This is a genomic window from Paraburkholderia sp. BL10I2N1 (genome assembly GCF_004361815.1).
Classification (GTDB): domain Bacteria; phylum Pseudomonadota; class Gammaproteobacteria; order Burkholderiales; family Burkholderiaceae; genus Paraburkholderia.
Window position 1 is genome coordinate 1,852,776 of record NZ_SNWA01000001.1, and the last position, 18,006, is coordinate 1,870,781.

At 62.6% G+C, this 18,006-nt stretch carries 15 protein-coding genes; 11 read left to right on the forward strand and 4 right to left on the reverse strand.

The window, feature by feature from the left end; all coding sequences use genetic code 11:
- Positions 1 to 26 precede the first annotated feature (26 nt).
- Positions 27 to 494 (forward strand): MarR family transcriptional regulator, encoded by a 468-nt coding sequence (locus B0G77_RS08675; RefSeq protein WP_133661765.1) that lies wholly within the window; start codon positions 27 to 29, stop codon positions 492 to 494.
- A gap of 59 nt (positions 495 to 553) precedes the next feature.
- Here the strand turns inward: B0G77_RS08675 and B0G77_RS08680 are convergent, their stop codons facing one another.
- Complete coding sequence (locus B0G77_RS08680) at positions 554 to 1,831, reverse strand: amino acid deaminase (RefSeq protein WP_133661766.1); 1,278 nt, start codon at positions 1,829 to 1,831, stop codon at positions 554 to 556.
- A gap of 210 nt (positions 1,832 to 2,041) precedes the next feature.
- On the opposite strand from B0G77_RS08680, the gene B0G77_RS08685 reads away from it, so the two are divergent.
- The 3 genes from B0G77_RS08685 to B0G77_RS08695 all read left to right on the forward strand — a co-directional run bounded on the left by B0G77_RS08685 (position 2,042) and on the right by B0G77_RS08695 (position 4,879).
- Entirely contained in the window at positions 2,042 to 2,932 is an 891-nt protein-coding gene (locus B0G77_RS08685) for a MurR/RpiR family transcriptional regulator (protein WP_133661767.1), read from the forward strand.
- Positions 2,933 to 2,935: 3 nt separating this feature from the next.
- Positions 2,936 to 4,417, forward strand: coding sequence for a D-aminoacylase (locus B0G77_RS08690; RefSeq protein ID WP_133661768.1), 1,482 nt, complete (start codon positions 2,936 to 2,938; stop codon positions 4,415 to 4,417).
- Between the two features lie 69 nt (positions 4,418 to 4,486).
- On the forward strand, positions 4,487 to 4,879 hold the full coding sequence (locus B0G77_RS08695; RefSeq protein WP_133661769.1) for a RidA family protein: 393 nt from the start codon (positions 4,487 to 4,489) through the stop codon (positions 4,877 to 4,879).
- 73 nt (positions 4,880 to 4,952) lie between these two features.
- Here B0G77_RS08695 and queF read toward each other — a convergent pair whose 3' ends face one another.
- From queF to ilvA, 3 genes are read right to left on the reverse strand one after another with little or no spacing between them, the layout of a single operon-like run.
- Positions 4,953 to 5,777, reverse strand: a complete 825-nt coding sequence (gene queF / locus B0G77_RS08700) for an NADPH-dependent 7-cyano-7-deazaguanine reductase QueF (protein ID WP_133661770.1) — start codon at positions 5,775 to 5,777, stop codon at positions 4,953 to 4,955.
- Positions 5,774 to 6,676, reverse strand: coding sequence for a 5'-nucleotidase (locus B0G77_RS08705; RefSeq protein ID WP_133661771.1), 903 nt, complete (start codon positions 6,674 to 6,676; stop codon positions 5,774 to 5,776). The genes queF and B0G77_RS08705 overlap by 4 nt, the downstream gene beginning before the upstream one ends.
- A gap of 18 nt (positions 6,677 to 6,694) precedes the next feature.
- Entirely contained in the window at positions 6,695 to 8,218 is a 1,524-nt protein-coding gene (ilvA, locus tag B0G77_RS08710) for a threonine ammonia-lyase, biosynthetic (protein WP_243750958.1), read from the reverse strand.
- A gap of 511 nt (positions 8,219 to 8,729) precedes the next feature.
- Here ilvA and B0G77_RS08715 point away from each other — a divergent pair.
- The 7 genes from B0G77_RS08715 (at position 8,730) to ubiB (ending at position 17,934) form a co-directional block, all read left to right on the forward strand.
- Positions 8,730 to 12,842, forward strand: coding sequence for an FAD/FMN-binding oxidoreductase (locus tag B0G77_RS08715; RefSeq protein WP_133661773.1), 4,113 nt, complete (start codon positions 8,730 to 8,732; stop codon positions 12,840 to 12,842).
- A gap of 33 nt (positions 12,843 to 12,875) precedes the next feature.
- Positions 12,876 to 13,304, forward strand: a complete 429-nt coding sequence (locus B0G77_RS08720) for an HIT family protein (RefSeq protein ID WP_133661774.1) — start codon at positions 12,876 to 12,878, stop codon at positions 13,302 to 13,304.
- 7 nt (positions 13,305 to 13,311) lie between these two features.
- Positions 13,312 to 13,737, forward strand: coding sequence for a DUF971 domain-containing protein (locus B0G77_RS08725; RefSeq protein WP_133661775.1), 426 nt, complete (start codon positions 13,312 to 13,314; stop codon positions 13,735 to 13,737).
- Between the two features lie 81 nt (positions 13,738 to 13,818).
- The gene (gene ubiE / locus B0G77_RS08730; protein ID WP_133661776.1) at positions 13,819 to 14,550 is read left to right on the forward strand and encodes a bifunctional demethylmenaquinone methyltransferase/2-methoxy-6-polyprenyl-1,4-benzoquinol methylase UbiE; all 732 of its coding nucleotides are present in this window, start codon (positions 13,819 to 13,821) and stop codon (positions 14,548 to 14,550) included.
- A 35-nt stretch (positions 14,551 to 14,585) separates the two neighbouring features.
- Positions 14,586 to 15,587, forward strand: a complete 1,002-nt coding sequence (locus B0G77_RS08735; RefSeq protein WP_133661777.1) for a TIM44-like domain-containing protein — start codon at positions 14,586 to 14,588, stop codon at positions 15,585 to 15,587.
- Positions 15,588 to 15,693: 106 nt separating this feature from the next.
- Positions 15,694 to 16,338: an SCP2 sterol-binding domain-containing protein gene (locus tag B0G77_RS08740; protein ID WP_133661778.1), complete on the forward strand. Its 645-nt coding sequence runs from the start codon at positions 15,694 to 15,696 to the stop codon at positions 16,336 to 16,338.
- Between the two features lie 15 nt (positions 16,339 to 16,353).
- Positions 16,354 to 17,934: a ubiquinone biosynthesis regulatory protein kinase UbiB gene (ubiB, locus tag B0G77_RS08745; protein ID WP_133661779.1), complete on the forward strand. Its 1,581-nt coding sequence runs from the start codon at positions 16,354 to 16,356 to the stop codon at positions 17,932 to 17,934.
- Positions 17,935 to 18,006 lie beyond the last annotated feature (72 nt).

An 18,006-nucleotide genomic window follows, 5' to 3' on the forward strand; every position in this document is an offset into this window, starting at 1 on the left:
TTCGACCTTCGTATCATCGACACATCATGGAAGAACAGGACCGCGTCGCCATCGTTCAGCAATTCGGCCGCACATACCGGGCGTTCATGTCGGCGTTCGAGGCGCAGGTCGGCCATCCGATGCCACGGTGGCGCATTTTGCTGGCCCTGTACGGGCAAAGCGGGGAGATGTCGCAAAAGAGGCTGGTGGAGCGTCTGCGTGTCGACCCGGGCGCGCTGACACGGCAGCTGAAAACGCTCGAAGGGATGGGATGGATTGCGCGCAGCATGGACGAGCGCGACAACCGCATCACTAACGTCAAGCTGACCGAGGAAGGCCGCGCGGCAATCGAGGCGAGTATGCCGCGCCGCAACGCGTTCCTGCACGAGACCATGGCGAGCCTGCCGGATGACGCACTCGCTGCCCTGTCCAGCGCGTTGACGATGCTCGAAGCGCGCATCGGGGAAGTGGCCGCCACGCTGCCTGCCAAACTGCTGGAAAGCGTGACACGCTAGAAGAAAACGCCGGGCAGTCCCGGCGTTTTGTTCAGGTGCGCGATGCGCCCGAAACCGCGTCAGAAGAATGTCTCGATGACTTCGGTGACGCGATACGACGGATCGAGCACCAGCAGCTGACGCCATTTGTCGAACGTCAGGCACGGATGCGAGATATCGAACGCGATCATGTCGCCGACCTTCAGGTCCGCCCCAGCGGGGATTCGCAGATACGCGTGCTGATCCATCAAGCCGAAGATTTCCCAGCCTTCGCTCGCAGCGATGTCGCGCGGTGCTTCGGTGCCCGGGCGGTAGTGCCTGGCCGGTTCCGGCATGCCGGCATCGAAGGCTGAATCGCGCTTGCCGAGACCGATGATCGCGCGGTCCGGCTCGGGAATCGACTGCACGTAGGCCCACAGTTGCAGTGCTGGCAGTAACCCTTCGCCCATTTTCTTTGCGACGGGGTTGCGGGCGAAGATCTCCGTCTGCGCTTTCTTGTAGATGCCGACGTCGTGCGTCAGATAGCAGCCGGGGCGCAGCACGATTTCGACCTCGCCTGCCTTCGTCGCCTTCGCGAATTCTTCCGCGACCACGTCGTACCAGGCCGAGCCCGCGCCAGACAGGATCGCCGGCGTGCGAGCGAAACGGCCCTCGCTTGCGAGCGTGCGCGTGATGTCGACCGCGCCGCGCAGAAATTCGCGGACTTCACCTTCCTCTTTCAACACGCCTTCGTAGAGTTCGACGCCGGCAAGCTTCAACGCCTCGGGATAGCGTGCGATTGCTTCGAGCACCGCATTGCGTTGCGCGTTGTCACGCACGCCGGTGCGGCCGCCCGGCACGCCGAGTTCGAGCAGCACCTGCAACTCCTTGCGCACCGAGCCGAAGAATTCGCCCAGTTGCTCGACGCCTTCCGCCGAATCCACGAGGCAGAAGAACTCGAACTCCGGGTCGCTCAGCAGTTCGGCGACCATCAGCATGTTGCGCCGACCGACCAGCTGGTTTGCCATCAGCACGCGCTTGACGCCGCCGTGATAAGCCGCGCGTACCTGATGCGCGGTGGCAAGGGTGATGCCCCAGGCCCCCGTTTCCAGCTGACGGCGGAACAGTTGCGGCGCCATCGTCGTCTTGCCGTGCGGCGCGAGTTTGACGCCGTATTCCGCGACGAACGCCTGCATCCATTTCAGGTTGTGCTCGATGCGATCGGCATACAGCACGGCAGCCGGCAGGCTCACGTCTTCATTCAGCAGATTCCACTCAAGGCGTGCGGCGTCCGTTAGCTGGATACTGGCGCCCGGAACCATGCCCAAGCCCTTGCTATAAGGATCAATCGTTGCGCCCTGATAGTTTGTAACTTTCATGTACTTCCACTCCATCGTCCAGTTAAATCGAATCGAAGTTGACTTTCCTATGTTACAGAAAGTAGGATGTTTCAAGAAATGTTATTTAATACCAAGCTGGATCCCAGCCCGGTAGTCATCGGGGGGCTTCCAGGTCGTTCCCCGGCCGTTCCCGGTTTTGCCACGGAACATGCGATATAACGGCACCGTTTGCCGTTCACACAGTTCTTCATGAATTCCACTGCCGAACCGCTCACTTTCGATATCGTCGCCCGCATTGCCGAGTGCGCGCCGGAGTTGCGTTCGGCGGAGCGGAAGGTGGCGGCGTTGATCCTCGACGATCTGACCGGCGCGTCGCGCGCGAGCATCGGGGCGCTGGCCCAGCAGGCTGGCGTCAGCATCGCGACGGTCACGCGCTTTGCAAAGGCGGTCGGTTGCCGTGACGTCCGTGAACTGAAGTTGCGCCTTGCCCAGGCCGCAGCGGTCGGGCAGCGCTTCCTGCAACCCGGCAAGCCCGCGGATGCGCCCGAACCGCTCGCCACCCGCGTTTTCGATGAACTGCAGATGGCCCTCGCGCATAACCATCAACTGCTCTGCCAGGCACCGGTCGCCGGAGCCGCAGCCGTGCTGCGCGACGCGCGGATGATCTATGTGTTCGGCATGGGCGGCGGCTCCACCGCGCTCGCGGATGAAATGCGTTTTCGCCTCGTGCGTCTGGGCCGTCCGGTGGCGAGCTATCAGGATAGTTTGCTGCAGCGCATGGTGGCGAGCACGGTGTCGCGCGACTCCGTGGTGCTCGCGCTGTCGACCACCGGACGCGTGCCGGAGATGGTGGAGAACTGCCGCATCGCGCGCGGCTACGGTGCGACGCTGATTGCGCTGACTGCACCCGCTTCACCGCTCGCGAAGCTGGCCGACTGGGTGATTCCGATCGTCGCCTTCGAAACCGATTTCATCTACAAGCCGTCGTCGTCGCGTTACGCGATGATGATGGCGCTCGATGTGCTTGTTACCGAGCTTGCCGTCAGTCAGGGCGACGAGAGCCGCGAACTGCTGCGCCGCATGAAACACGCGCTCGACACCCACCGTGGTGGCGGCGAACGACAACCGCTAGGAGATTGATCCATGCATTCGCATCCCGAAGCCGCCGATACGCTGATCGTCGGCGCGCAGCTTTACGATGGCACGGGCGCGCCGCCGGTCGAGCGTGACGTCGCGGTGCGCGACGGCAAGATCGTCGCGATCGGCAACCTGTCGAACTGGCTGGCCGAAGAGGTGATCGAGGCGAACGGCCGCGCGCTTGCGCCGGGTTTCATCGATGTCCACACGCACGACGACACCCATGTGATCCGCTCGCCGCAAATGCTGCCGAAGATCACGCAGGGCGTGACGACGGTGATCGTCGGCAATTGCGGGATCAGCGCTTCGCCGGTGGCGCTCAAGGGCGATCCACCCGATCCGATGAACCTGCTTGGCGAGCGCGACGCGTTCAGGTATCCGACGTTCGCGGCGTATGTGGAAGCGGTGAACGCGGCGCGGCCGGCGGTGAACGTTGCCGCGCTGATCGGGCATACGGCGCTGCGCAACAACCACATGGACCGGCTGGACCGCGCTGCGACGTCGACGGAAATCGACGGTATGCGTGTGCAGCTTGAAGAGGCGCTGTCGAATGGCGCGCTTGGGCTGAGCAGCGGGCTTGCGTACGGCTCGGCGTATGCGTCGCCGACAGAGGAAGTGATGGCGCTGGCGGAACCGCTGGCTTTGGCCGGTGCGCTATACACGACGCACATGCGTACCGAGTTCGACGCGATTCTCGATGCGATGGACGAGGCTTATCGCGTTGGCCGGCATGCTCGCGTGCCGGTGATCATCTCGCATCTGAAATGCGCGGGGCCGTCGAACTGGGGGCGCAGCGCCGAGGTGCTGGATTCGCTTGAGGGTGCGCGTCGTTTGCAGCCGATCGGCTGCGATTGCTATCCGTACAACCGCAGTTCGTCGACACTCGACGTGAAGCAGGTGACGGGCGACATCGACATCACGATCACCTGGTCCGAGCCGCATCCGGAGATGGCGGGCATGCTGGTGAAGGACATCGCGGCAGAGTGGGGCGTAACGCAGCAGGAGGCGGGCAAGCGGTTGCAACCGGCGGGCGCGGTGTATCACAACATGTCGGAGGACGACGTGCGGCGCATCCTGTCGCACCCGGCGACGATGGTCGGCTCGGATGGCCTGCCGAACGATCCGTTGCCGCATCCGCGCTTGTGGGGTGCGTTTCCGCGCGTGCTTGGGCACTATGCACGCGATGCGGGCCTGATTCCGCTGGAAGAGGCCGTGCGCAAGATGACGGGGTTGTCAGCGCGGCGCTTCGGGCTAACACAGCGCGGCGAAGTGCATGTGGGTTATCACGCCGATCTGGTGCTGTTCGATCCGGCGCGGGTGCGCGACGCAGCGACCTTCGAGAAGCCCCAGCAAGCGGCGGAAGGTATCGATGCGGTGTGGGTGAATGGCGTGCTGTCGTACCGTGACGGGCAGCCGACTGGCGAGCGCGCCGGGCATTTCGTTGCGCGCGGGGCAGCATCGCGAGGCGACGCGCACGGAGCGTTCTGATTTTTCTGCTTTTGTTTTTGTTGACTGTCGTGCGTTGACGGTCTGGGTTGAATTTCGAGGAGTGAACTGATGAAGCGATATGGCGTAGAAGGTGGTAAGGGTACTGGCGGGCAGCATATGCCTTTTGCACGTGCCGTCGAAGCGGATGGCTGGCTGTTCGTGTCTGGTCAGACGCCGATGGAAAACGGCGAAGTGATTAACGGTGGCATTGTTGAGCAATCGCACAAGGCGATTCAGAATGTGTTCGCTATCCTCAAGGAAGCAGGGTATGGGGCTGAGCACGTCGTTCGATGCGGTGTCTGGCTCGATGATCCTCGCGATTTTGCTTCCTTCAATAAGGTTTTTCGGGAGTACTTTGGGGAGAATCCGCCTGCGCGGGCTTGTGTTGTTTCCAGTATGGTGATTGATTGCAAGGTTGAGGTTGATTGCGTGGCGTATAAGGTGCCGGCTGGCAAAGCTTGATTTTTTGTTTTTTGCGTTGCCGTCCCTTGATTTGCATTTGGTGCAAATCAAGGGACGGCAAAAAACCAGAACCTTATTGCCGCGCAGTGCGCAAATTATCCGGCATAGGCAAATTAAAGTTAGTCCGAAACGGATTGATATCAAGCCCCCCGCGGCGCGTATACCGCGCATAAACCGCGAGCTTCACAGGCTGACATGCCTTCAAGACATCGACAAAAATCCTCTCCACACACTGCTCATGAAACCCGGTGTGATTCCGATAGGAAATAATGTACCGCAGCAGTCCTGCCTGATCGATCTGCGGCCCGACGTAATGAATCTGCACGCTGCCCCAATCGGGCTGCCCGGTCACCGGGCAATTCGACTTGAGGAGATTGGAGAACAGGGTCTCTTCAACCGGAGCCTCATCGAACGCCGCGGTCAAAAGAGAAGGATCAGGGTGATAAACATCCGTATCGAGATCGAGCCGGTCCAGTGACAACCCGTCAAACTCCTCGAGCGCCAACTTGCCAAACTCGGCCGGCGGTGCGAGATGCACGGAAACACTCGCCCCGCTCGCAGCGGAAACGTCGCGCTTGATGGTCTCCCGCACGACATCGATCGATTCAAACGGAGTCTGCGCGAACGACCCAAGATAAAGCTTGAACGACTTGGACTCGACGATATTCGGTGAATCCGCAGGCACAAAAAAAGTCGCCACGGCAATCTGCGGCTTGCCCCGCGCGTTCAGCCACGAAAGCTCGTAAGCATTCCAGATGTCAGTGCCAAAAAACGGCAGCCGCGCTCCGATGCCGATCGCCTCGCGCGCATTGCTGCGTGCGATCGGAAAGAGCAGTGACGCGTCGTACTGTTCGGTGTAAGCGGCGGGTTTGCCAAGCGGCGATTGTTCGGGTGTCATGATGCGTTCACGATGCCACTTACGACGTGCCCGGTCGCCGTAACGACACGGGCCGATTCGCAGTGGCGAATTTGGTCGTCGAAGAAAAAGTCCGGTTCGAACTCGCGCAGGAAATCTCCCTTGTCGAGTCCGCCGAGGAACATCGCTTCGTCGATTTCGATGTTCCAGGCCATCAGTGTCCTGATCGCCCGCTCGTGCGCCGGTGCCGATCGCGCGGTGACCAGCGCGGTCCGGATGTGCATCGGGGCGGCTTCGTCCGCGAGCTTCTGCAGACGGTGCAGCGCTTCGAGCAGCGGCTTTAACGGACCGTCGGCAAGCGGCAGATGCTTGTTGTCGGTCTCGTGACCGACGAATGCACCCAGGCCTTCCTGCTGAAAAATGCGTTCGGCTTCGTCGGAAAACAGCACGGCGTCGCCGTCGAAGGCAATGCGGATTTCGTCCGGATACTTGCTCGCCATTTTCGCCGATTCCGGCAACACGCGCGCGGCGGGAAACCCGGCCGCCAATGCGTCGCGCACGTCTTCCTGGTTGGCGGACAAAAACAGCGCCGCGTTCAGCGGCTTCAGGTAGCTGAACGGCGCACGTCCCCGAGTGAACACGCCGCGCTCGATTGCGAGGCCATGCTCGCGGCAGGAACTGAACGCGCGCAACCCACTGATCGGATCGCTGCGCGACAGGATCACGACTTCCACGCGATGCGCGCCCGCGTTCAGCGCGAGCAGCTTGCGGATCAGCGCAAACGCGACGCCCGGGCGCGCCGGCACATTCAGGCGCTCGCGCTGCAAGGCTTCGTACGCCTGCAGGTCGCCTGTTTCATACACGCGGTTTTCTTCCTCGAAGTCGAACAGCGCGCGCGATGAGATCGCCACGACCAGCTTGTCTTCAAGCGAAAAAGCCATAGGTTCAGTCCGGACGCGTCAGGCGAGGAACAGCCGGTAGACCGGATTCGCGCTTTCTTCCCAGTACGGATAGCCGAGCGTCGTGAGAAAGCGGGCGAATTCGCCGTCTTCCGTGCCGGGCACCTGAATGCCGACCAGGATCGAGCTGTAGTCCGCGCCCTGGTTGCGGTAGTGGAACAGGCTGATATTCCAGTCCGGCGCCATCGACGACAGGAACTTCATCAGCGCGCCCGGCCGCTCCGGGAATTCGAAGCGGAACAGCCGCTCGTCGTGCGCGAGCGGCGAACGGCCCCCCACCATGTAGCGGATGTGCTGCTTCGACAGTTCGTCGTTCGTCAGGTCGACAGTGGCGAAGCCGTGCGCCTCGAACGCCTTCGCGATCTCCGCCGATTCGCCGCGATTGCGGATCTGTACGCCCACAAAGATGTGCGCCGAACGCGCATCGGCGATCCGGTAGTTGAATTCGGTGACGCTGCGGGTGCCGACCACATCGCAGAAGCGCCTGAAGCTGCCGCGCTCTTCGGGGATCGTCACGGCGAACACCGCTTCGCGGGCCTCGCCCACTTCGGCACGCTCGGCGACAAAGCGCATCCGGTCGAAATTCATGTTCGCGCCCGAGGTGACCGCGATCAGCGTCTGGTTTTCGATCCCTTCGCGTTCCGTGTACTGCTTGGCGCCCGCCACCGCCAGCGCGCCCGCCGGTTCGAGCACGCTGCGGGTGTCCTGGAAGACGTCCTTGATCGCGGCGCACAGGGCGTCGGTATTCACCAGCAGCACTTCGTCGAGATACGCGCGGCACAGGCGGAAGGTTTCCTCGCCGACCAGCTTCACCGCGGTGCCGTCCGAAAAGAGGCCCACCTCGGTCAGCGCGATGCGCTCCCCGGCTTTCAGCGACTGCGCCATCGCGCAGGAATCCTCGGTCTGCACGCCGATCACCCTGATCTCGGGCCGCACCGCCTTGACGTAAGCGGCCACGCCCGCCGCGAAGCCGCCGCCGCCGATCGGCACGAAGATCGCGTGGATCGGGCCCTGATGCTGGCTCAGGATTTCCATCGCCACGGTGCCCTGGCCGGCGATCACGTACGGATCGTCGAACGGGTGGACGAAGGCGAGGCCGCGCTCCTCCTGAAGCTTCACGGCATGCGCGTAGGCGTCGCTATACGATTCGCCGGCCTGCACGACTTCGACCGTCGGGCCGCCGTGGGCGCGCACCGCGTCGACCTTCACCTGCGGCGTCGTCACCGGCACCACGATGATCGCCTTCACGCCAAGCCGTGCCGCCGACAGCGCCACACCCTGCGCATGGTTGCCCGCCGACGCGGTGATCACGCCGCGCTGCAGCGCGTCGGCCGGCAGATTCACCATCTTGTTGTAGGCGCCGCGCAGCTTGAACGAGAAAACCGGCTGATTGTCCTCGCGCTTCAGGTACACCGGATTGCGTAGCCGCGCCGACAGATTCGGAGCATGTTCGAGCTCCGTCTCGCGAGCCACGTCATAGACGCGGGCGGTCAGGGTTTTCTTGAGGTAGTCGTGGGAGGCCATGCGGGAGGCGCACGAAGCGCTTTGCGGGACGGAAAAGGTTAATGATAGCGCCAACCGCCTCCGCTCTGGCCGCAGCCATACCTTTGCAGCGCCTTTGCCCGGCTTTTGCCTGTTCGTTTGGCCGACCGTCCGGTTGGCTTTCGCGTCTACGAAATGGATGGTCCGTACCAGTGCTTTATCCGTCGGGAGGGCGGTTGCAGCGCGATCCGACCTCCGGCGCGCACCCGGATCATGCGTTAGAATCCCATTTTGGAACAAGGATCGGAAGATGCACTGGCAGCCCCGGATCGACCATTTGATGCCCGCACCGCGTGAGTCCCGTCCCGCGGCGCAGCGGCACGTCCGGCATGCACGATCGTGTAGCTGCTGAGCGCCGCGAGGCAGCCGATGTGTGTCGCCCGTCGTTCGTGCTTCGCTCACCAACAAAATTTCCAGAATTGCGCCCCACGCGCACCGTCGGCAGGCGCCTCACCTTTGAGCGCGCTTCGCTGACCCACCGAGTCGTCCAAACATGAACGCACCTCAAGTCTTCGATCCGCACGGCGCCGCCGCCGCGGTGTCCCTCGATCTCGAACCGCGCCTGCGCGAAATTCCCTATAACTACACGTCGTTTTCCGATCGCGAAATCGTCATCCGCCTGCTCGGCGACGAAGCGTGGGCCGCGCTGGCCGAACTGCGCGCCGAGCGCCGCACCGGCCGCTCGGCACGGATGCTTTACGAAGTGCTCGGCGATATCTGGGTCGTGCGCCGCAATCCGTACCTGCAGGACGACCTGCTCGACAATCCGAAGCGCCGCGCGCTGCTGATCGAGGCACTCAACCACCGTCTGGCGGAGATCGAGAAGCGCCGCCGCGCCGATCTCGTCGAGCATGGCGACGAAGCCGGCGTGGATCGGGCGGCGAGAGTCGAGACGCTGGTCGCCGCGGCGCGCCGCGCGGTTGCGGATTTCGCCAGCGAGTTCGACAAGACCGCCGACCTGCGCCGCCGCGCGACGAAGGTGCTGGGCCGCCGGACACAAAAGGACAACATCCGTTTCGATGGGCTGTCGCGTGTCTCGCATGTCACGGATGCGACCGACTGGCGTGTCGAGTACCCGTTCGTCGTGCTGACACCGGATACCGAGGCTGAGATCGCCGGCCTGATCAAGGCCTGCTTCGAACTCGGACTGACGGTGATTCCGCGCGGCGGCGGCACGGGCTATACGGGGGGTGCTGTGCCGCTCACGCCGTTCGCGGCCGTCATCAACACCGAAAAGCTCGAACAGCTCGGCGCGGTCGAACTCACGGAACTGCCGGGCGTCCCGCGCAAGGTGGCGACGATTTTCTCAGGCGCGGGCGTTGTTACGCGGCGCGTCACGGAAGCGGCCGAACAGGCCGGCTATGTGTTCGCGGTCGACCCGACTTCGCTCGACGCATCCTGCATCGGCGGTAACGTCGCGATGAATGCAGGCGGCAAGAAGGCTGTGCTGTGGGGCACCGCGCTCGATAACCTCGCCTGGTGGCGCATGGTCGACCCGGAAGGGAACTGGCTCGAAGTCACGCGCCTCGACCACAACATGGGCAAGATTCACGATATTCCGGTCGCGCGCTTCGAACTGAAGTGGTTTGACGGCGAGTACGCGCCGGGCGAAAAGCTCCTGCGCACGGAATGGCTCGACATCGAGGGCAAGCGCTTCCGCAAGGAAGGTCTCGGCAAGGACGTCACGGATAAATTCCTGGCCGGCCTGCCCGGTATCCAGAAGGAAGGCTGCGACGGCCTCATCACGTCCGCGCGCTGGGTGCTGCACAAAATGCCGGCTCACACGCGTACCGTTTGCCTCGAATTTTTCGGCCAGGCGCGCGATGCGATTCCGAGCATCGTCGAAATCAAGGACTACCTGTTCGAAACGTCGAAGCAGGGCGGCGCGATTCTCGCGGGCCTCGAACACCTCGACGAGCGCTATCTGCGCGCGGTCGGCTACGCGACCAAGTCGAAGCGCAATGCGTTTCCGAAGATGGTGCTGATCGGCGACATCGTCGGTAACGATGCGGATGCGGTTGCGCACGCGACGTCCGAAGTCGTGCGCATGGCCAACGGCAAGAGCGGCGAAGGCTTCGTTGCCGTCAGCGCCGAGGCGCGCAAGCGCTTCTGGCTCGACCGCAGCCGCACCGCTGCGATCGCGAAGCACACTAACGCGTTCAAGATCAACGAAGACGTCGTGATTCCGCTCAACCGGATGGGCGAATACACGGATGGCATCGAGCGCATCAACATCGAGCTGTCGATCAAGAACAAGCTGCAGTTGATCGACGCGCTCGAAGCGTTCTTCAAGGGCGGCAAGCTGCCGCTCGGCAAGAGCGACGACGCAAATGAAATCCCGAGCGCGGAGCTCCTCGAAGATCGCGTGCAGCAGGCGCTCGATCTGCTGAAAAACGTGCGCGCGCGCTGGGAATTCCTGCGCGACAAGCTGGATCTGTCGCTGCGCGAGGCGCAGCATTATCTGGTCCAGCTCGGCTACGAGGCGCTCGCGGAGAAATTCGCGGACCGCGTCGATGCGCAGCCGGAAGCAACGGTTTTCCACGTGACGCAGGACCGTACGGTGCGGGTGTCGTGGAAGCAGGAGATTCGCGCCGAGCTTCGGCTGATCTTCAACGGCGGCGAATTCAAGCTGATCCTCGACGAGGCGCAGGCGATCCACAAGCAGGTGCTGCGTGGCCGCGTGTTCGTCGCGTTGCACATGCACGCGGGCGACGGCAATGTTCACACGAACATCCCCGTCAACTCCGACAACTACGAGATGCTGCAGGACGCTCACACGGCGGTCGCGCGCATCATGAAGCTCGCGCGCTCGCTCGACGGGGTGATTTCCGGCGAGCACGGCATCGGCATCACGAAGCTCGAGTTCCTGACCGAGGAAGAAATCGCTGAATTCCGTGCGTACAAGCAGCGCGTCGACCCGCAAGGGCGCTTCAATGCAGGCAAGCTGCTCGCGGGCGCCGATCTGCGCAATGCGTACACGCCGAGCTTTGGGCTGATGGGTTACGAATCGCTCATCATGCAGCAGTCCGATATCGGCGCTATCGCCGATTCGGTGAAAGACTGTCTGCGCTGCGGCAAGTGCAAGCCGGTGTGCGCCACCCACGTGCCGCGCGCGAACCTGCTGTACAGCCCGCGCAACAAGATTCTCGCCACGTCGCTGCTGGTCGAGGCGTTTCTGTACGAAGAACAGACGCGCCGCGGTGTATCGATCAAGCACTGGGACGAATTCAACGATGTCGCCGACCACTGCACGGTCTGTCACAAGTGCGTGACGCCGTGTCCGGTGAAGATCGACTTCGGCGATGTCACGATGAACATGCGCAACCTGCTGCGCAAAATGGGCAAGAAGAAGTTCAATCCGGGCAACGCGGCCGGCATGTTCTTCCTCAATGCGACCAATCCGCAGACCATCAACCTTGCGCGCACCGCGATGATGGGCGTGGGCTACAAGGTGCAACGCCTCGGCAATGACGTGCTGAAGAAGTTCGCGAAGAAGCAGACGGCCCACCCACCCGCGACCACCGGCAAGCCGCCGGTTGTCGAGCAGGTGATCCACTTCATGAACAAGAAGATGCCGGGCAATCTGCCGAAGAAGACGGCGCGCGCACTGCTCGACATCGAAGACAACAAGATCGTGCCGATCATCCGCAACCCGAAGACGACCACGTCCGATTCGGAAGCGGTGTTCTACTTCCCGGGCTGCGGCTCGGAGCGTCTCTTCTCGCAGGTCGGTCTCGCGACACAGGCAATGCTCTGGGAGGCAGGCGTGCAAACCGTGCTGCCGCCGGGCTATCTGTGCTGTGGTTATCCGCAGCGCGGTTCGGGGCAATTCGACAAGGCCGAGAAGATCGTTACGGATAACCGCGTGCTGTTCCATCGCGTGGCGAACACGCTGAATTACCTCGACATCAAGACGGTCGTGGTGTCGTGCGGCACGTGTTACGACCAGCTCGCCGGCTACGAATTCGAAAAGATTTTCCCGGGCTGCCGGATCATCGATATCCACGAATTTCTGCTTGAGAAGGGCATGAAGCTGGAAGGCGTGAGTGGGACGCGCTACATGTATCACGACCCCTGCCACACGCCGATCAAGACGATGGACCCGGTGAAGCTCGTCAACGAGCTGATGGGCGCGGAGCACGACGGCTACCGGATCGAGAAGAATGATCGCTGCTGTGGCGAATCGGGCACGCTTGCGGTGACGCGTCCGGACATCTCGACTCAGGTCCGCTTCCGCAAGGAAGAGGAGATACGTAAGGGCGCAGCGAAGCTGCGCGGTATCCCGCTCGTTGCAGAGGCCCGCGCGAATGCCATCAATCCGGCGAATGCGTCTGCGGGTGCCGCTGGTGCGCCCGATGGCCTGGCGATGAAGGCGGGCGATGGTTCCCGGCCCAATGGCGCGGGCGGTGCGAACGGCGCACCGGTCGTCAAGATCCTGACGAGCTGCCCATCCTGCCTGCAAGGCCTGTCGCGCTACAACGAAGACGCGGGCACCGAAGCCGATTACATCGTCGTCGAAATGGCGCGTCATGTGCTGGGCGAGGACTGGATGGCCGATTACGTCCAGCGTGCGAACAATGGCGGAATCGAGCGCGTGCTGGTTTAATGGCACGGCCGACGTATCCATTCGGGGATGATGATGGGTTGTGTATTTTGCCGTGAGGATGGCGGTGATGTGCTCTGGCAGGATGACACACTGCGTGTCGTCCTCGCCGACGAACACGATTACCCGGGCTTTTGCCGGGTGATCTGGAACGCGCACGTCGCCGAGTTTTCGGATCTCGCCGCGGGCGAGCGCGACCGCGTGATGCGGGTCGTCTACGCAGTAGAGCGAGCGATGCGGCGCGTGATGCAACCGGTCAAGGTGAATCTCGCGAGTCTTGGCAACCAGGTGCCGCACGTGCATTGGCACGTGATTCCGCGTTTTTCCAACGACGCCCATTTCCCGCTGCCGATCTGGGCACCCCGTCAACGCACGGTGTCCGAGGTGCTGCTGTCTTCGCGCCGCGCGCAGGCAACGCTACTGCGCGAAGCGGTGCGCAACGAAATAGAACAGGCTTTGGCCTGAGGTCATCATGAGCGGACTTACTCCCGAGACGCCGGTCCCGACCGGCGTGGTCGTCCACGCGCTGTCGCGCGTGCTCGAACTTCAATATGCCGACGGCAACAGCTACCGCGTGCCGTTCGAATTGCTGCGCGTCTATTCGCCATCTGCCGAAGTGCGCGGGCACGGTCCAGGTCAGGAAACGCTGCAGACCGGCAAGCGGGACGTGACGATCGTGTCGCTGGAAGGCGTGGGTAACTACGCGCTGCAGCCGACCTTCTCTGATGGCCATTCGACCGGCCTTTACTCCTGGGATCTGCTGTACGACATCGCCATCCATCAGGATGAACTCTGGCGCGAGTATCTCGACAAACTTAAGGCGGCAGGCGTCGATCGCGACGCGCCGATGTCTGCCTCCGGCGCGGCGCACCGCGACGGGCACGGACATTGCCACTGAATCTGCATTCCACTGGTACGATGCGGCCCTGACTGCCGCGACATTGCGGCGCAACAAAGAATACGCGAAAGGACGAGCGCGATGAGCAAAACCCACTTCGGCTTTCAGACAGTCGACGAACAGGAAAAAGCGAAGAAGGTGGCGGGTGTGTTCCACTCTGTCGCCACCAACTACGACCTGATGAACGATCTGATGTCGGGCGGGTTGCACCGGGCGTGGAAGATTTTCACGATCGCCCAGGCGAATGTGCGTCCGGGCTTCAAGGTGCTCGACATCGCAGGCGGCACGGGCGACCTGTCGAAAGCCTTCGCGAAGCAAGCCGGCCCGACGGGCGAGGTCTGGCATACCGACATCAACGAATCCATGCTGCGTGTGGGCCGCGATCGTCTGATCGACAAGGGCATCATCACGCCCGCACTCCTGTGCGACGCCGAAAAGATCCCGTTCCCGGACAACTACTTCGATGTGGTGACCGTCGCCTTCGGCCTGCGCAACATGACGCACAAGGACATCGCGCTGGCGGAAATGCGCCGTGTGCTGAAGCCCGCCGGGCGGCTCCTGGTGCTCGAGTTCTCGAAAGTGTGGGACCCACTTAAGAAGGCTTACGACGTATATTCATTCAAGGTGCTGCCATGGCTTGGTGACCACTTTGCGAAGGACGCCGAAAGCTACCGCTATCTGGCCGAATCGATCCGCATGCACCCGGACCAGGAAACTTTAAAAACGATGATGGAAAAAGCTGGCCTCGATGGCGTCAAATATTACAATTTGTCAGCTGGTGTGGTAGCTTTACATGTGGGGACGAAATACTAGCGTCCTAAATTATTGTTTTTAAAGGAAAGTGCAAAATGTCCGATTCAAGTTTGTTATCTTCCCGTAAGAATTCGAGGTCATGGGCAAGGAGAATCGGACTGTTAGCCATGGTCGGCCTGATCATGGCGGGCACGCTCGCTTCTCTTGATGCGGAAGCGCGCCGCATGGGCGGTGGCCGAAGCTTTGGTCGGCAGTCAACTACGGCGCAACGTCAAACGACGCCGCCTGCCCAACCCGCACAACCCACCCAGCAATCCGCGCAGCCTGCGCAGCCGAAGCCGACGCCGGCCGCCGCGCCCACGCCTGCTCCCGCGCGTTCGCGCTGGCTCGGACCGATCGCGGGCCTCGCTGCCGGTCTCGGTATTGCGGCGTTGCTTTCGCATTTCGGCCTTGGCGAAGCGTTCGCCGGCGCGATGGCCAACTTCATCGTGATTGCGCTGATTGCCATGGTGGTGATCTGGCTGATCCGCAAGTTCGTCGCGCGCAGGCGCAACGCCGGCATGCCGGCGTACGCAGGCAGCGCCGGTTCGCCGACGCTCAACGCGGGCGGCACCGGCTACTCTCAGGAGCCGAGTTTCACGGCGCCGCCGTCGGGCCCGTATCTCGCTCCGCAGGGTAATCCGCTGACCACGCCGGACATCGCCGCGGCGCCAGCCGTGCCCGCGAACTTCGACGCGGAAGCCTTCGTGCGCAACGCGAAGGTTTACTTCGTGCGTCTGCAGGCCGCCTGGGACGTCGGCAACATGGAGGACATCCGCGAATTCACCACGCCGGAAATGTTCGCCGAGGTAAAGGTGGACCTCTCTTCGCGCGGTGCAGAGGAGAACCAGACGGACGTCGTGCAACTGAACGCCGAACTGCTGGGCGTCGAAGACCGCGGCACTGAATATCTGGCGAGCGTGCGTTTCTCGGGCCTGATCCGCGAAACGGCCGGTGCAGCGGCCGAGCCGTTCGCGGAAATCTGGAACCTGTCGAAGTCGACACGCACCGGCGAAGGCTGGCTACTCGCCGGTATCCAGCAGGTCGCACAGCACTGAACCGTGATCGCTGGCTGTCCGGCATAGACAGTCATCCAGCGAACGGACGTTACAATAGGAACCCGCGCAGGCACATCGCCGGCGCGGGTTTTTCTTTCCACTTCCGATGACCCTCGCCGCCAAGCCCTTCGCTGCCGCCGTCAACCATCTGCTCGCCCGCGAATCGTGGGCACGCGAGCGCCTCGCTCCCTACGCTGGCAAAACCGCACGACTCTCCTGTCCTCCCGTCACCCTGATGCTCATGGTCCAGCCCGACGGCTGTCTCGCCGCCATCGAGGAACGTGAGGCCCAGCAGTTCGACGTCACAGTCTCGGTGCCGGGCGAGGCGTTGCCGGCCTTCCTGCAAGGCGGCCAGGCCGCGGTCATGAAGCATGTGAAGATCGAAGGCGACGCCGAATTCGCTACGGTCATCGCCAGGCTTGCCGAGCATCTGCGCTGGGAGCCGGAAGAGGATCTCGCGCGGCTGGTAGGCGATGCACCGGCTTCGCGGCTCGCGGCGCTGGCGCGCTCAGCCGGCGACCACGCGCGGCGGACGGGGCGCAATCTGCTCGACTCGGTCGCCGAGTATCTGCTCGATGAAAATCCGCAACTGGTTCGGCGTGCGGCGCTGGAAGATTTCAACGCCGAACTGGCGCGTGCACGCGATGCGCTCGCTCGCGTCGAGAAACGCGTCGAACGTCTTGAACAGAAGGTTGAAGCCCGCGGCGCCGATGCGTCGGGCGGCGCCGCCATGTCGCGCGGCACGCGCTAGTCACCGGGCTTGACCATGCGTTTTCTGCGCTTTCTAAAAATATTCTTTACTGTCATCCGCTTCGGTCTCGACGAGATGATGCTGAGCCGCATCAACGATCGCCGCGTGCGGCTGTTGCTGCGTATCACCACGATTGGACGACGCTTCGATCAGCCACCTGGCGTCCGGTTGCGTCTTGCGCTCGAAAGCCTGGGCCCGATTTTCGTGAAGTTCGGCCAGGTGCTGTCGACGCGGCGCGATCTGTTGCCCGTCGATATCGCCAACGAACTCGCGAAGCTGCAGGACCAGGTGCCGCCGTTCGATTCCGACGTCGCCATTGCGATTGTCGAAAAGGCGCTCGGTGCGCCGGTCGGCGTGCTGTTCGACGATTTCGAGCGGGTCCCGGTGGCGAGCGCGTCGATTGCGCAGGTGCATTTTGCGAAGGTGAAAACCGGGCAGCACGTCGGTAAGGCCGTCGCGGTGAAGGTGCTGCGGCCGAACATGCTGCCGGTGATCGACTCGGACCTCGCGCTGATGCGCGATCTTGCGATGTGGGCAGAGCGTTTGTGGGCCGACGGCAAGCGTCTGAAGCCGCGCGAAGTGGTCGGCGAATTCGACAAGTATCTGCACGACGAACTCGACCTGATGCGCGAGGCCGCGAACGGCAGCCAGTTGCGCCGCAACTTTGTCGGCCTCGATCTGCTGCTCGTGCCCGAGATGTACTGGGAGTTCTGCACGCCCAGCGTGCTCGTGATGGAGCGGATGGTCGGTGTGCCGATCAGCCAGGTCGAGACGCTGCGGACCGCGGGGGTCGATATTCCAAAGCTGGCGCGTGAAGGTGTCGAGATCTTCTTCACGCAGGTGTTTCGCGACGGCTTCTTTCACGCCGACATGCACCCGGGCAACATCCAGGTGAGTCTTGATCCGGTGCATTTCGGACGGTATATCGCGCTGGATTTCGGCATCATCGGTGCGTTGTCGGATTTCGACAAAAACTATCTGGCGCAGAACTTCCTTGCCTTTTTCAAGCGCGACTATCACCGTGTCGCGACCCTGCACCTGGAGTCCGGCTGGGTGCCGGCGACCACGCGCGTCGAAGAACTGGAGAGTGCAATCCGGGCGGTCTGCGAACCCTACTTCGACCGGGCGCTGAAGGATATTTCGCTGGGGCAGGTGTTGCTGCGCCTGTTCTCGACGTCGCGCCGTTTCAATGTCGAGATTCAGCCGCAACTGGTGCTGCTGCAAAAGACGATGCTGAACGTTGAAGGCCTTGGCCGCTCGCTGGATCCGGAACTGGATCTGTGGAAGACAGCGAAGCCTTACCTCGAACGCTGGATGAACGAGCAGATCGGCCTTTCCGGCTGGTACGAGCGGCTTAAGATTGAGGCACCGCAATGGAGCAAGACGCTGCCGCAGCTGCCGCGCCTTATCCATCACATGCTGGCGTCCCGCCACGACGCCCTGCAGCACGGGCACAACGACGACATCATGCGTCTCATCCTGCTGGAGCAGAAGCGGACCAACCGGCTCTTGCAGGGCTTGCTGATGTTCGGCATTGCCGCGGGCGTCGGCGCGGTGCTCGCGCGGTTGTGGCTGGTCATGCTTTACGGCGGCTAGGCTCAGGAAAACTGGCGACACGCGGCAAAGTGCGGCGAAAGACCGCGAGACGTCGCGAAACGCAGTGAGACA